Source organism: Archangium lipolyticum, from assembly GCF_024623785.1.
GTDB classification, from domain to species: Bacteria; Myxococcota; Myxococcia; order Myxococcales; family Myxococcaceae; genus Archangium; species Archangium lipolyticum.
The window spans coordinates 15807-30297 of sequence record NZ_JANKBZ010000036.1 but is presented as its reverse complement, the minus strand read 5'-3'; the positions used below and the strand labels follow the sequence as shown (position 1 = coordinate 30297).

At 67.8% G+C, this 14491-nt stretch carries 9 protein-coding genes; 5 read left to right on the top strand and 4 right to left on the bottom strand.

The genetic code is table 11. The annotated features are described in order from the left end of the window. Positions 1-242 precede the first annotated feature (242 nt). Together NR810_RS43850 and NR810_RS43845 are read left to right on the top strand one after the other, a co-directional pair. Positions 243-1694 (top strand): hypothetical protein, encoded by a 1452-nt coding sequence (locus tag NR810_RS43850; protein ID WP_257461476.1) that lies wholly within the window; start codon positions 243-245, stop codon positions 1692-1694. Positions 1695-1814: 120 nt separating this feature from the next. Further along, positions 1815-2996 (top strand): ATP-dependent DNA ligase, encoded by a 1182-nt coding sequence (locus NR810_RS43845; protein WP_257461474.1) that lies wholly within the window; start codon positions 1815-1817, stop codon positions 2994-2996. Positions 2997-3018: 22 nt separating this feature from the next. Here NR810_RS43845 and ligD read toward each other — a convergent pair whose 3' ends face one another. The 3 genes from ligD to NR810_RS43830 all read right to left on the bottom strand — a co-directional run bounded on the left by ligD (position 3019) and on the right by NR810_RS43830 (position 8914). Next, entirely contained in the window at positions 3019-4083 is a 1065-nt protein-coding gene (gene ligD / locus NR810_RS43840; RefSeq protein ID WP_257461472.1) for a non-homologous end-joining DNA ligase, read from the bottom strand. Positions 4084-4190: 107 nt separating this feature from the next. Further along, positions 4191-7247: a sensor histidine kinase gene (locus NR810_RS43835; protein ID WP_257461470.1), complete on the bottom strand. Its 3057-nt coding sequence runs from the start codon at positions 7245-7247 to the stop codon at positions 4191-4193. Between the two features lie 176 nt (positions 7248-7423). Next, positions 7424-8914, bottom strand: coding sequence for a C39 family peptidase (locus NR810_RS43830; RefSeq protein ID WP_257461469.1), 1491 nt, complete (start codon positions 8912-8914; stop codon positions 7424-7426). 139 nt (positions 8915-9053) lie between these two features. Here NR810_RS43830 and NR810_RS43825 point away from each other — a divergent pair, with 139 nt between their 5' ends. After that, a complete protein-coding gene (locus NR810_RS43825; protein WP_257461468.1) occupies positions 9054-10349 on the top strand; it encodes a hypothetical protein in 1296 nt (431 codons plus the stop codon). Positions 10350-10373: 24 nt separating this feature from the next. Here NR810_RS43825 and NR810_RS43820 read toward each other — a convergent pair whose 3' ends face one another. Continuing rightward, positions 10374-11474, bottom strand: a complete 1101-nt coding sequence (locus NR810_RS43820; RefSeq protein ID WP_257461467.1) for a LysM peptidoglycan-binding domain-containing protein — start codon at positions 11472-11474, stop codon at positions 10374-10376. A 167-nt stretch (positions 11475-11641) separates the two neighbouring features. Between NR810_RS43820 and NR810_RS43815 the strand changes: the two genes are divergently transcribed. Then, complete coding sequence (locus NR810_RS43815; protein WP_257461466.1) at positions 11642-12829, top strand: hypothetical protein; 1188 nt, start codon at positions 11642-11644, stop codon at positions 12827-12829. A gap of 347 nt (positions 12830-13176) precedes the next feature. Continuing rightward, positions 13177-14301, top strand: coding sequence for a trans-sulfuration enzyme family protein (locus tag NR810_RS43810; protein WP_257461573.1), 1125 nt, complete (start codon positions 13177-13179; stop codon positions 14299-14301). The last annotated feature ends 190 nt before the right edge of the window (positions 14302-14491 follow it).

Below are 14491 nucleotides of genomic sequence, written 5' to 3'. Positions count from 1 at the left end.
GAGGAACCCCGTTGCGTGCGGTCGACACGCGGGTGCGTGGTCACCACACGCGGCGAACAGGGAGCGCCGCCCTCCTCCCGCGGCATATCCCGCGGAGCTCCTCTCTGAAGCCGCTCGAATGGCCGCGCTGGCACGCCAGATGCTGAAGCACCGGGACATGGGAACCCGAGTCAGGGAGAGGGGCGCCCAGAACCCGTGCACAAGCCCGTGAACGGGTACGACCATCCAAGAGAAACAACCGCATGAGAAAGCACCATGTCTTGAAGCCGCTCGCCGCGCTGCTCGCGGGCTTGTACCTGTCCGCCTGCGGGCCCACCGTTCCCACCGGGGCGGATGAGCTCTCCGAGCTGGGGCAGGTCTCCGCGAAGGCGATCTGCGAGACCTGCCCTCCGCCTCCGCCTCCCCCTCCGCCTCCCCCTCCCAATCCTTGTGGAAGCACCACCTACCACGTGCCCCCGACCTCGGAACCGTGGCCAACGGATTGGGCCTGGATGCACCAGGCCACCCATGAACAAGCCAGGCGCATGGGCTACGCGACTGGCTTCCGCAATCATCACCAGGCCGAGAAAAATGGCACCATCTTCAACGGCACGTTCCTGGTGAAGCACGGCTCCGCCACCTGGCGTGACGTCCCGGTGTCCGAGCTCGGGAACGCCTCCATCGAGAACGTCCCGGAGATGTTCCGGGCCGCGCACAGATACGCCACCAGCAATGGATTCGTCGGAGCCCTTCCGACCTTCCACATGGGCAACGTCAACGGCGTGGAGGTCCGCGGAGTCCACTTCTGGGGCTCCGACGCAGTCGAGTTCCGTGAGGTGCCTTCCTGCGAATTGGGCTTCCCCGCCACGGCGGACGTGGGCCATCTGTTCCGTGCCGCCAACGATTACTCCGTGCGCAATGGGCTCCCCGCCGCGTTTCCGACCTTCACCTTTCGGTTCACGAGCGAGCGCGTGATCATGTTCGGGCTGATCATCTTCAAGCCGGGCCTGGTGGACTGGATGGACGTCCCGCTGCAGGAATTCCGCGATGACTGCGGTGGCGAGAACCAGCTCGCGTGCTACGGCAACAGCTACCTCGGCTGCGATATGGGCAAGCGGTACTATTACCTGGACTTCCACGGGGGCGGCACCCAGCACACCTGCCATTCGCGGCCGTGCGGAGTGGAGGGCAGTCGCTGCTGCCTCGAGCGGACCATTTCGTGCGGGGACGGCCTGTTCTGCAATTCGACCGACCGCTGCGAGCAGATTCCCCCCCCGCCTCCTCCGCCCTGTGGTGGGAATGGCGAGGAGTGCTGCCCCACCAGCTCGCCCTGCGATAGCGATACGTCGGCGGCGCTCAGCTGCATCAGCAATGTCTGCCGCTACACGAGCGGGACTGATTTCGTCACCCTGCGCACCGCCATCAATACCTGCGGTCCGTACTCGGTGACCGGCGTCGGCAACCCGACGCAGGTCGGCATGGAGTCCGATGACATGCTGATCACCACCGTCAAGAACAGCAGCCCCTACAACGCCAGCTTCACGCATGTCGACAAGTATGGTCGCCGCTCGGTGGTCTTCCTCGATTCCGGTAAGTCAATCGATTTGACCTCGGAGAACCTGACCTACCGTGGGTCGTGGAGTTCCACGCTCGACGTCGAATGCAGCAAGGCGCCGTCGAGCGTGAGTCTCCAGGTGGGCTGGCGCAGGCCGTAGTTCGAGCGTCTTCGCCCCGCGGGCCTGGCGTCCGTGAACCAGACGCCAGGCCCGCCTCACCTCACCAGGTGTTCTGGGTGTCGGGGATTCAGGGTGGGTAGAGGAAGCGCCTCCTGCTGGATGACCCGGTCGCTGAGCGAGCAGGCATCAGCGGCGGAGACACCCGCGCTCCGGGTTGATCGCCGCGCGGGTCGGGCCCAGCTTCCCTTCATGAAGCTGCCCGTCATGCCTCCGGTGTCGCCCATGCTCGCCAGGCTGGAGCGAGAGCTTCCGGGGGAAGGCGAGGTGTTCTACGAGCCGAAATGGGACGGCTTCCGCGCCATCGTCTATCGCGACGGGGACGAGGTCATCCTCGGCAGCCGCAACGAGCGGCCGATGACGCGCTACTTCCCCGAACTCGTCGAGTCGATACGCACGCATCTGCCGCGCCGCTGCGTCGTCGACGGTGAAATCGTCATCGTGGGCGAGGACGGCGGGCTCGATTTCGACGCGCTGTTGCAGCGCATCCACCCGGCGGCTTCACGCATCCGGAAGCTCGCGGTGGAGACGCCCGCCTCGTTCGTGGCTTTCGACCTGCTCGCGCTCGACAAGCGGGACTTGCGGCCGCGGCCCTTCCACGAGCGCAGGACGTTGCTCCAGAAAGCGCTCGCGGGTGTCCGCGCGCCGATCCACCTCACGCCTGCCACGCGCAGCCGCGAGGTGGCCGAGACCTGGTTCCGCCGCTTCGAGGGCGCCGGGCTCGATGGTGTCGTCGTCAAGCCGCTCGCCCTGCCGTACCTCGAAGGCAAGCGCGAGATGTACAAGGTGAAGCACGAGCGCACCGCGGACTGCGTCGTCGGTGGCTTTCGCTGGCACAAGGACGGCCAGGGCATCGGCTCGTTGGTGCTCGGCCTCTACGATGCGGGAGGCACGCTGCAGCACGCGGGCGTCGCCACGGGGTTCACCGCGAAGCAACGGGTGGAGCTCGCGAAGAAGCTCGAGCCGTACCGGAAGCGGGCGATGGAGACGCACCCCTGGCGCGAGTGGGCGGAGGTGGTGGACGACGCGGTCCGGATGCCGGGGGCCCAGAGCCGCTGGAGCGCGAAGCGCGACCTGAGTTGGGAGCCCGTGCGCCCGGAGCTCGTCGTCGAGGTGGCGTACGACCACCTGCAGGGCATGCGCTTTCGTCACGCCACGCACTTCCGGAGGTGGCGCCCGGACCGGACGCCGCGCTCGTGCACCTACGCGCAATTGGAGCGCTCGGTCCCGGCCGAGCTCGCCGATGTCTTCGCCTCCGGGCCCGAGGTCTCCCCGGCCCATTGAATGCGCCGTTCCTGACGCCGGCTCAACGGCTTCCGCCGCGACGCGGCTGTCGCTTCGCACGTGCCGCGAGCGCCGGTTTCGCGCGGAGAGCGCCCTCGCGGGGCGGCGCACGGAGCGGTTCGTCCTTCTGCTTCTCGAAGTGCGGAGGGAAGGGAGCTTCACCGAGCCCCGCGGCTTTCTGTCGCTCGAAGAGCTCGAGAAGGCTGTCGAGCGTGAAGGCACGCGCATCCATCTGTTCCCAGACGTCGCCAAGCTTCTTGTAGCGCCGGGGTACCGTGGCGAGCGTGAGCTCCTCGGGCTCCACGTCCGCGACCTCGTCCCAGCGCAGCGGGCAGGACACGCGCGCTTCGGGGTTGGCACGCACGGAATAGACAGACGCGATGGTCCTGTCCTTCGCATTCTGGTTGAAGTCCACGAACACCCGCTGGCCGCGCTCCTTCTTCCACCAGGCGCTCGTCGCCTTGCGCGGCATGCGCCGCTCCACCTCACGCGCGAGCGCGAGCGCGGCGTGGCGGACCTGGGTGAAGTCCCAGTGCGGTGCGAGCCGGACATAGACGTGAATGCCGCGCGACCCGGACGTCTTCGGGTATCCAACGAGCCCGTGATCCTCGAGCACCTCGCGCACGCACAGGGCGACCTCACGCACGGTGGAAAAGCGCACACCCGGCTGCGGGTCGAGGTCGATGCGGAGCTCGTCCGGGTGCGAGAGGTCGCTCCGGCGTACCGGATGGGGGTTGAAGTCCAGACAGCCGAGGTTCACCGCCCAGACGATGTGCGCCAGGTCCACCGGGCAGAGCTCGTCCGCGCTCCGGCCGCTGGGAAAGGTCACCGCGGCGGTCTGGAGCCACTCGGGCGCGCCGGCCGGAACCCGCTTCTGGAAGAAGAACGCGCCTTCGGCACCGTCCGGGTAGCGCTTGAGGGCGCACGGGCGCTCGCGGACGCCGCGCAGCACGCCTTCACCGACGGCCAGGTAGTACTCGATGAGGTCGAGCTTCGTCTCGCCGCGCGCGGAGAAGAAGACCTTCTCCGGCCGGCTGATGCGCACGTGACGGCCCGCGACCTCCAGGTGGGTGAACGCGTCGGACATGTCCTCAAGGTAGATCCACACGTGACGGGTGAACGGAGTGAGGGGGGGAGCGCCCGACTGCCCGGCGGGCGAGCACGTGGAGGACGAAGGCCTCGTTCGTGTCCGGGTCATCCGTGAAGACGCAAGACGCGACGCATCCAGCGCCGCCATCTGTCCCCGGCACGCGGAACGTAGGCCCGGTCGGCGGAGAGCGAGAGGCTCACCTCGGTGCCCTTTCCCACGCCGCTCAGGATGTCCAGGCGCGCCCCCATCTTCTCCGCCCGCTCGCGCATGCCGCGAAGTCCCCAGTGGCCGGCCCGGCCAGCGCTGAGGATTGACGACTCGATCCCTCGCCCATTGTCGCGGAAGCGCAGGCGCAGCGCGTCCACGCCATACGAAATCCCGGCTTCGATCTCGCTCGCGTCCGCGTGCTGGAAGGCATTGAAGAGCGCCTCCCGGCCGATGCGGTAGAGCTCATCGGCGACGAGCGGATCCACCGGGCGCGACGCCCCTTCGACGAGGACGCGAAAGGCCGGGGCGTCATTCCCGCCGAACTCGCCCGCGAGCGTCGTGAACGCGTCCGCGAGGTCCTGCATGCCGCCGCTCGACGCGCGCAGCTCCCGCACCCGGTCGCGGCCCTCGACGAGCACGTCATCCGCGCGGTCGAGCACCCGCTCCAGCCCCTCCCGGAGCTCGCCCCGAGGCAGGCGCGCGGTGGCCACCTGGAAGTGCAGCATCAACCCCTGGATGCCCTGCAACAGCGTGTCGTGAAGCTCTCGGGCGATCCGCTCGCGCTCGGCATGGCGCTCCTCCAGGCGCTGGCGCACGCGCGCCGTCATCTGCCGCAGGCGGAGGACGTACAACAGCCACAACACGCCCGACGCGGCGAGCACACAGAGCACCAGGAACCCGCGGGTCTCGAAGAACGTCGGCTCGATCTCGAACGCGACCGATGCGCCCTGCTCGTTCCACACGCCATCGTCGTTGGCCGCGATGACATGGAAGCGGTAGTGGCCCGGCCCGAGGTTCGTATAGATGGCCTCGCGCCGTGTTCCCGGGTCCTGCCAGCCATCGTCCACGCCCTCGAGGCGGTAGCGGAAGGCGACACGCTCGGGCACGGCGAGGCTGAGCGCGCTGTACTCGATCTTCAAGCCGCGCGTGAGCGGCGGCAGCCGGAGGTCTGCCCGCGGCGCATGACGACGGTCACCGGCGATGAGGGAGCGAATCACCACGGACGGAGGCAGGGGGTTGTGGTGGATGCGTTCCGGATCGATCCACGCGAGCCCGTTCGTCGCGGCGAACCAGAGTTTCCCGTCCGTGCCTTCGACCAGCGTCGGCAGGGGACGGACCTGCTGCGCGGCTCCCGGCATGCCGTCCTGCATGTCGAAGAGCTTGAAGGGCATCTGGAAGCCCGGCTCGGCGAGCGCCCGGCGGAGGTCGTCCGCCGAGATGCGCACGGCGCCCGCGTTACCGTTCACCCAGAGCGTCCCATCCCGCGTTCGTAGCAGACCCGTGACACCGGTGAGCACGTCCGGCCGCGTGGCGACGAGCGGACGGAAGCGTCGCCCGTCGAAGGCGGCCAGTCCCAGCTCACCGCCCACGAGCGCGTCCGGGCCCGGGAGGATCGCGCTCACGATGCCCGTCCGCAATCCGTCGGCCTCGGAAAACACCCGCGCCGTGGGGCCATCCACGATGGCCAGCGTATTCTGGCCGTACCCCAACCACACGCGCCCCTGCTCGTCTGTCACGGCGCGGGTGGCAGGCAGCTCCGGCAGGTCGGCGATCCCCCCACGCGGTGTCCACGTGTCGCCGTCCAGCCTGTAGACGATCGACGCACGAAAGGACATCCACAGCCGCCCGGCACCGTCGCGCGTGATGGCCTGCACCTTGACGCCCTCTTCCTTCTTCGGAATGGGCAGGGGTGTGACCTTCCCGTCAGCGAAGCGCCACGCGCCTGCGCGACCGGCCAGCAGCATGCCGCCGTCGGTATCGCGATAGGCCGCCGTCACTTCGCCGGCGAAGCCAGGCACGAGGCTCGGGAGCGGATCCAGCCGCCACAAGCGATCGATATCGGGGCTATCGGACGCCGTTCCGGCCCACATCTCGCCGGCTTCACCGGGCAGCAGAGCGAAGTACACCAGCGGCTTGGGAAACCGGACGGTCATGACGTCGTTGCGCCGGAAACGGTCGAGCCCGAGTTTCGTCCCCACCCAGATATTGCCTTCACGATCCTCCAGCAGGGTCATCGAGACATCGGACGACAGACCCTCCAACGCCGAGAAGGTGTCGCCGGTGAGGGCCCGCCCGCGGAAGGGCTGGCCGAAGGCGTAGGGGGTCTCGGTACGACACAGGGAGACGGGACAGGAGACCGTCCAGAGGGCTCCCTCTCGGTCGAAGAGCAGCGGGCTCGCGTACCGTGACGCGGTTTCGGAGAATGTGGCCGACCGCGACGGCACGTCGGGACCGAGAAGCGGGCTGAATCCCCTGTCGTCGTACTTCCAAAGGGTTCCTTCGTTCGTGCGATGCAAGGAGGCGCCTGGACGTGCGTCCGTTTCGACGCGTTCGAAGCGCCGCGCACCGATGCGAAGCACATAGACGCCGTCGTCCCTGGAGGCCCACAGGGTGCCCGTCCGGTCTCGAACGAACGCGGTGTTGTCAGGTGCCGGGAAACCCCACCGCGCGTCGGCCAGCTGCCAGGCCCCCTGCTCGAGCACGTAGAGACCCTTGGCGGTCCCCACCCAGATCCGCCCGTCGCCATCCTCCTCGAAGGTCTCGATCGGAATGGCCTGAGGAAGGCCTTCCTTGGTGCCATGATGGGTGACCACGCCGCCCTCGAGGACGCTGGCGCCACCGTAGGAGTAGCCCACCCACAATCCACCCGACCGGGAGGCGAACAAAGTGCTGACCGAGCGCGGCGCCGTGCTTCCCTCCGGCAGCAGGTCGTATCGCTCGAACACGACCCCGTCGAAGCGCCAGAGCCCCGCGGACGTGCCCAGCCAGAGCCAACCGTCCTCGGTCTGCGCCATGACCCAGATCCCCGCGGGTGCGCCGTCCTTGAGCGTCCACGCGGTATGGTGGAAGTCCTTGATGACGCGGCCCGGCTCCGCGGCGTGCGCGCCGCCGAACGCGCAGCACATCAGCAAGCCGATGCCCGTGATGCATCCGAGCCACTCGCGTGACGTCATACCGGTGTTCTCCACGGAGCGGAATCTACACGCCGCGGGTATCACATCTGGAATCGAGGGAGAGGCGCGTTCTCATCTCCCGGCTGTTTCACACCCGGCGCGGTGTCCCGGTGGAATGCTGGCGGGCGACTGCTGGAAGCCGCCGTCGCGACGGCCACGCTGGAGCTCCCGCTCGCTCACGCCGTGGCGGCCTTGAAGGCGCAGAACTCGCCCGTGGTGACGTAGTTGTTCAAGGCGTCGTCGTTGGCCCGCAGCTTGTTGCCCTCCACCGAGAAGGAGAACTTCTCCCCGGTGGCCGGATCGTGGGCGGCGTAACGAATCTGCCCGCCCTCGGTGTACTTGCCGGTGATGGTCACCCAGTGATCGGTGCCATTGGCGCCACCCGCGCTGCCGGCCTTGTAGTGCACGCCCGCCACCACGGGACGGTCCGAGGTCAGTTCCTTGTCGATGGTGACCAGGGAACAACCCGACAGCCGCTTCGCCTTGAGACCCCGGGCCTGCGCCGCCACGTCCCACATGATGCCGTTGCCGGAGTCGCCCCCGTATCCACCGTGGGTGTCCAGGTACTCGTCGAGCTCCTTCGGGTTGATGGGCCGGCCGGAGATCTTGCTGATGGCCATGGCGGTGGACGTCATCGCACAACCCGCCGCATGAATGGTGAGGTTCTCCCTGGCACCGAGGTAGAGCTTCCCCCAGTCCTTGTCGCCCTGTTTGTAGAGCGGCACGCCGTCGATCATGGCCACCGACTTCATCGGTAGGGTCAGCGCCGGGTCCTTGCTCGGGGTCGTGCCCGCGGTGGTCCTGGTGCCCGCCGGCTTGCCCGACGTGATTCGAGTCTTTTCCTCCAGGAAGCGGGCCACCGCCGCCCGCGTCTTCGGACCGAGGAGGCCCGGGCCCGTCTTCATCTCCTGCTCGGTCATGTACCCATACTTGACGAGCAGCAGCTGCAGGTCCTTCACCAGTGGAGTCCCCTTCTCCCCCTGGGAGCCCGGAGAGGAGCTCTTGGGCGTCGGGCTCCCGGTCTTCGGCCCGGTCTGGGTTTGAGTCTTCGGCCCGGGCTGGGGCTGGCTCGGAGTCTGGGTGGAGACCACGAGCGGCGTGGTCGTGCTCGCGCCTCCGAAGAGGGGCGCCAGCGCTTGCGCGCGCGCCCAGATGTCACTGGAGTAGTCGTCGTTGGCGGTGCCCTGGTCGATGCCCTCCAGCGATCGCACGTTGGAGACACCGAAGTTGTAGGCGGCCACCGCGCCGCGCAGCTGCTGATCGCTCGGCCAGGAGGGGTGCTTCTTGATCACCGCCTGGTAGAACGACTTGAGGATGCCGGTGGCCTGTTCGATGTGCTCACGGCTGTAGGGCCCTCCCTTCAGGACGTGGGAGTGCTCGTTCACCTGCATGAGCCCGAAGTCGGCGCCATTACTCCCGTACCCGCTGTCATCGAGCTGGGCGCCGGCACGGGTCTCCCGGCTGGCGATGGCGGCCAGCAACGCCGGGGGCAGTCCGTACTTCTTGCCCATGGCGATGAACTCAGCGGCGTACTTCTGCAACCGGGGCAGGTCGGTCTTGGCCATCTGATGCGAGGCCTTCACCCCTGGGCTCAGCTTGTCCTGCTTCGCGGTGGCCGCCGAAGCGCCGGTGGAGTTGTAGCGAAACAAGATGTCATTGAGTGACATGACTCGGCCTCACGGAGACACCAGCAAGAGAGAGCCCGACTCGGCACTCTGACAATCGACTTGGGCCGTGGACAAGACCTGGGTTCACCGCCCCCACTCACACGCCGCAGCCAATAGGTAGCAGTGTAGGCTGAGCCGCATGAACGCCACCAGTACCCTGCTGATTCTCTCCCTGCTGGGCGCTCCGCCCGCGGCCTCCACCGATCCACTCTGCGCGAAACGCGAGCCCTGCCGCGTCGTGGAGACGCGCGACGCGGGCCAGGACGAGCAAGGCCATCCACTGCAGGTGAAGCGGCTGTCGCTCGGGTGGACGAGCCTGGAGACGGCCGCCCGGTTCACCGGGCGTCAATTCGGCCCCGAAGGACGCAAGGACCCGGGACCGAAGAAGGTGAAGGGGCAGTGCGAGGCCACCGAGTGGTGGCTGGTCCGCCCGGAGCAGCCCGCCCAGCTCCTGCTGTCCGTGTGCAACGACGGCCAGGGCGCCGTGCGCGAGGAGAAGCTGGCGGTGAGCAACAACCGTGTCCGCTACATGCAGTCGGGCGAGCGGCGCGGAACGCGGTTCACCACCACGCGGGTGCTACAGCTCTCCCCGCTGCGCCTGATGAGCGACAACAATGAATCCACCCGGGTCTCCCCCTCCGGACAGGAAAGAGAGGATGGAGAGTTCTGGGATTACGCGGCACTGCGCGGCGAGGTCGTCCGTGCTCCCTCCGAGTGCCGGCCGGGCCAGTCCTCGCTCGGAGAGCGTACCCTTCCGTACCTGCCCCAGGTGAAGGTGGACGAGGCCTATCTCCAGGGGGGGTGGAAGCAGACCGGGCTGGGCTCCGGAGAAGGCGAGTGCCACCTCGGGGCGAACGCCATCCTGCTGGGCAAGGAGCAACTCGGCAACCAACAGGACGCCTCCCTGAAGGCCCTGCTGGTGGCGGAGGACACGCTCATCGTCGAGGTGCTCGATGACAAGTGGACGGGCCCGAGCGCCACCTGGCTCAACGACGACCACGTGGAGCTCTGGCTGGCGCCGATGGCACCCCACCAGCTCACCGGCTGTGGCGCGCCCACGGAGGCGCAGAAGCCCATGCAGTGGAGCATCCGCATCGCCGATGGCAAGGTGTTCCCGGCCTTCGGGGCGCCCAAGGAGACGCTCGGAGTGGAGCGCGCGGTGCTGCCCGGTGGCAACGGCTACCGGCTGAAGGTGAAGCTGCCCACCCTGCCCTTCCTGGGCATCGGCCTCGTCTACAGCGACAGCGACAGCGGCAAGAAGCCGGAGTCGCGGGTGGCCACCAGCGAGCTGAAGCCCGGCAGACCGGAGACGCTCAACCCCGTGTACCTTGTGTACCCCGAGGAGGCCACCTGCGCGGTGCGGGAGGGGCAGCTCACCGTCGTGCAGGGCGAGCTCCAGGTCGAGCCCGCCCAGGCCGCGCTCCAGAAGAAGTGAGCGCCGGCCCGAGGCCGATCCTCGCTAGGAGGTCTTGGTGAGGGTCGGCTTCAGATTCACGTGCAGGCAGTTCTGCTTCCTCTCGATGATGGTGTTGAGCAGGGGGAACTTGCTGCCCTGCTCCCTGGCGCACTTCTGCACCGCGGCGTTGATGTCATCGATGCTGCCACCGGAGAGGTCGAACGCCAGCCCGGTGCGGTGGGGGCTCGAGCCGACCCGGGCGATCTTCAGCCCCTTCTTCTTCACGAGCCACTGGCGCTGCTTCTCGACGTCCTTCTCGAGCGGGTTGCCCTTGTGCCGGCCGTAGTACTTCTGGATGAGCCGCGCCTGATCGTCATCCGAGCGGTAGCCCGAGGTCATCACGGTGACCTTCGGCAGGTAGGGCAGCAGCACGAGGAACGCGGACTCGATCGGCTCAGTCAGGATGACATCGAGAAACATCCGCGCATGCTTCTTGGAGTAGCCCTTCAACGGCAGCATCTCCGAGGCGTTCTTCGTGGAACCGGACGCCTTCGGGGTGGCCTGCTTGGGCGCGGGGTTCTGCTGCTTGGGCGCGGGCTGCTGCTCCGACCCGATTCCCATCAGGCCCAGGAGGGAAGACGCCGGATGCATCTGGGTCAGGGCCAGGAGGTAATCGACCATGACACTGATGGTGGAGGGATCCTGCTTGGGTTCTTCCTTGCGGATCATCGGCCGCGCCTTGTCGGGGATCGCGAGCCGATCTCCCGGTTGGAGCGCATACCCCCCCTTCTTCTGGCGCTCCTTCATGAACGCGTTCCGCGGATGGGCCTCCAATTGGCTCGTGCTCACGCCCAGCCGTTTCGCGATCGCTTCCGGACTGTCGCCTGCCTGCACGATGTAGAAGTGGGTATCGATCGCGCCCTCCCCCTTCGCCTTGTCCGCGGCCTTGCCGGCCAGGGGGATGGGAGCGGAGATGGGCGCCGCCTTCTGCTTGCCCGCCAGGATGCGGCCCACCGCCTCCCGGGTTTTCGGCCCCAGGATGCCAAGGCCCGTCTGCACCTGCGAGTCGGTCATGTATCCGTACCGGACGAGCAGCATCTGGAGTTCCCGAACAGCGGGATCGCCTTGAAGCGCCTGCGCGGAGACGACGTCACTGGGTGCCATGGAAAAGCCTCGCATCGGACACCAGCCCAACAGTGCCGACTTCGGTACTTTGGCGATGAACGAAGGGTATTGGCAAGTCGCCCCCCGATAGGGATGTAGGCCGCTGGCACTCACGTTGGAAGATCCAGTATGACGGCGGCCGTTCCCATCACCGGAGCACCCTACTCATGAAGTCTCGTCTGATGCTGCTCGCCGCGCTCGCCACCGCCGCCACCGGTTGCAAGAAGGAGCAGCCCCCGGGCCCCACCCCGTCCAAGACCAGCGAGGCCGCACCGGCCGCCACGGCTCCCGCCGCCGTGAAGAAGGACCCGCTCGCCGAGGTGCCGCGGACGGACTCCACCCTGTCCCTCCTCGATGCCCAGAACGGCAAGTGCCAGTGGCTGCGTGAGGATCCGGTCGCCCAGAAGCGAGCGGTCGTGGCCTCCTTCGACGGTGATTGCAAGGGCGCCCGCATGGCCTGGAGCACGAACCTGGACAAGGCGCTCGTCTGGTTCGACCCGCGCTCGGTGCAGTCCTCCGGCTACTCCTCGCCGGACGCCTCGCCCCAGGGCTATCCCGACGAGAAGCCCACGCCGGGCGCGCCCCAGCGGATGTACGAGGTCACGGTGGCCTCGGGCGAGGTGCGCACGGTGCCCGTGCCCTCCGTGGAAGGAGAGCTGCAGGAGCTCGGCTACAAGGGCGCGGACCTCCTGGCGCTCTCCCTGGGCTCGTTGTCCGAGGAGCAGCAGCAGGCTCAGGGCCCCATCACCGTGGATGGACAGGCCATCACCTTCGATTCGGACCTCGAGGGCCTTCCGGCGATCGCCTACGCCTACCGGCTCGACAAGGACGGCCAGTGGAAGCGAGTGGAGGTGAAGGGCACCAGCCAGGGAGCGGACCTGTCGCTCGGCGTCAGCGCGTTGGATGCAGCCTCCGGGCAGGGCCCCCGCTCCACCGACATGCTGCGCTCGCAGCTGGATGAGGAGGGTCCCGAGCCGACCGAGGCGCAGCTCGCGAAGCTCCTTCCCCTCGTCCCCGCTCCGTTGGTGGAGAAGGTCAAGGCGGAAGGAGTGGAGACGTACGGGAGCTGGGCCCACGGCACCACGCCGGCCGGCTCCTTCTACGTCTGGCAGGTCACCGGCGAGGGCGCATACACCACGGGGCACATCGTCGTCGAGACCGGGGGACAGCTGCAGCCCTTGAAGGACGTGGGCTTCCGGGACTCGGATCTGGTCTCCGTGAGCACGCGGGGTCCGTTCCTCCTCGTCTCGGCCGAGCGCGTGGGCACGCACCCGCGGCTCTATGACCTGCGCGCGAACAAGCTCGCGTTCCGCTCCGACACGGCGCGCGCCACCACCTTCTGGCCGGCCCGCTGACCCCCCCACGCCCCAGGGGGAACCCGTGCGCACCCGGCCGCCGCCGCGAGAGTCCTTCAAGGGGCGGAACCGCTACCGTGTGGAGGTGAGGCCACTCTGCCCAATGCGTTGCGAGGACGCTGTGAGCCGCTTGACCAGATGGATGTAAGGCGATTCACAAGGCTCCATGCGAAGAAGCTCGCCAGGCCTTGGGGCAGACAGGGAGGCCAGGGAGAGCACGCGTGGACGAGCGGAAGGATGGAGCTGGTCTTGCCCGTCCGAAATGTCAGACCCACCTCCGCCCGTCGCCATCCTTCCGAAACGGGGGCTACTGCATCTCCTGACGACCGCAGTATACCTTCGTGAGCATGAGCACGGACCTACATCTCGCGGGGATCTCATCAGCCGAGTCACTGCTCGTCGCGGCAGGACGCGACCGACGCCCTGGGGCGCCGCTGAACCGGCCACCCGTTCCAGCCTCGAATTTCGTCCTCGGTACCGAACGCGCCTACGCACGAGACGACGGCACGCCCACGTGGGAGGCGCTCGAGGAGATAGTCGGGCTCTTGGAAGGAGGTCATGCCGTCGCGTTCGCCTCGGGCATGGCCGGCGTCGCCGCGATCTTCGACCAACTGCGCGTCGGGTCGCAGGTCGTCATCCCGGACGATTGCTATCAGGGCGTGGTCGGGCTCGCTGAGTCCGGGAGGCAAAAGGGCCTCTGGAGTCTCCGCAGACTGGCGGTCGACGATACGGAGGGATGGAAACGGGCCTGCGCGGACGCAGACCTCATCTGGCTGGAGTCTCCGTCGAATCCGTTGCTGGCCGTGGCCGACGTGCGCGCCATCTGTTCGGCCGCCCGAAAGCCAACTGCCCTCGTGGCAGTCGACAATACGTTCGCGACCTCCCTGAATCAGCGGCCGCTCGACCTGGGCGCTGACGTCTCCTTCCAGTCGGCCACCAAGTTCATCGGGGGGCACTCAGATCTCCTCTCCGGGGTGGTCACCGTGAGGCGCGACGACCTCCGCGCGGCCCTGCGGCGCTCGCGTGAGTTGAACGGAGCCACGCCCGGCGCACTCGAGTCATACCTCGCGGTGCGTGGCGCACGCACGATGGCGCTCAGGCTCGAGCGAGCCCAGGCCAACGCCATGGTCCTCGCGGAGCGCCTGCAGGCACATCCTCGTGTCGCCCATACCCGGTACCCGGGACTGAGCAGCCACCCGACACACTCGATCGCGCGCGCTCAGCTGAAAGGCTTCGGCACCATCATCTCGTTCGACGTTCGCGGCGACGCCGCGGCGGCCGACGCGGTGTGTTCGCGGGTCAGGCTCATTCAACACGCCACCAGCCTGGGGGCCGTCGAGTCGACGATTGAGCGCCGTGCAGGCATCCCCGGCCAGGAGCACTTGCCCCCCTCTCTCCTCAGATTGAGCGTCGGAATCGAGAACGTCGAGGAGCTCTGGGCAGACCTCACCTCGGCCCTGCGGGACGAATAGGTCCCACTTGCAGTTCACCGAGGTCGCGCATCCGCCCAGAAGGGCCGAGTGGCCGATGCCCGGATAGAGCGACACCTGGACTCGGGGAGCACCACCCGGTCCTCCAGCCCGTGGGACACGAGCACCGGCACGGTGAGGCGGTGCAGCACGTCATCGTTGTCCACCACGCGCGAGCACAATCCCTCGGAGC

Coding starts and splice junctions, on each gene's coding strand:
- NR810_RS43830 (WP_257461469.1), bottom strand. CDS start 8,914: ATGTCACTCAATGACATCTTGTTTCGCTACAACTCCACCGGCGCTTCG.
- NR810_RS43850 (WP_257461476.1), top strand. CDS start 243: ATGAGAAAGCACCATGTCTTGAAGCCGCTCGCCGCGCTGCTCGCGGGC.
- NR810_RS43825 (WP_257461468.1), top strand. CDS start 9,054: ATGAACGCCACCAGTACCCTGCTGATTCTCTCCCTGCTGGGCGCTCCG.
- NR810_RS43845 (WP_257461474.1), top strand. CDS start 1,815: ATGACCCGGTCGCTGAGCGAGCAGGCATCAGCGGCGGAGACACCCGCG.
- NR810_RS43820 (WP_257461467.1), bottom strand. CDS start 11,474: ATGGCACCCAGTGACGTCGTCTCCGCGCAGGCGCTTCAAGGCGATCCC.
- NR810_RS43810 (WP_257461573.1), top strand. CDS start 13,177: ATGAGCACGGACCTACATCTCGCGGGGATCTCATCAGCCGAGTCACTG.
- NR810_RS43835 (WP_257461470.1), bottom strand. CDS start 7,247: ATGACGTCACGCGAGTGGCTCGGATGCATCACGGGCATCGGCTTGCTG.
- ligD (WP_257461472.1), bottom strand. CDS start 4,083: ATGTCCGACGCGTTCACCCACCTGGAGGTCGCGGGCCGTCACGTGCGC.
- NR810_RS43815 (WP_257461466.1), top strand. CDS start 11,642: ATGAAGTCTCGTCTGATGCTGCTCGCCGCGCTCGCCACCGCCGCCACC.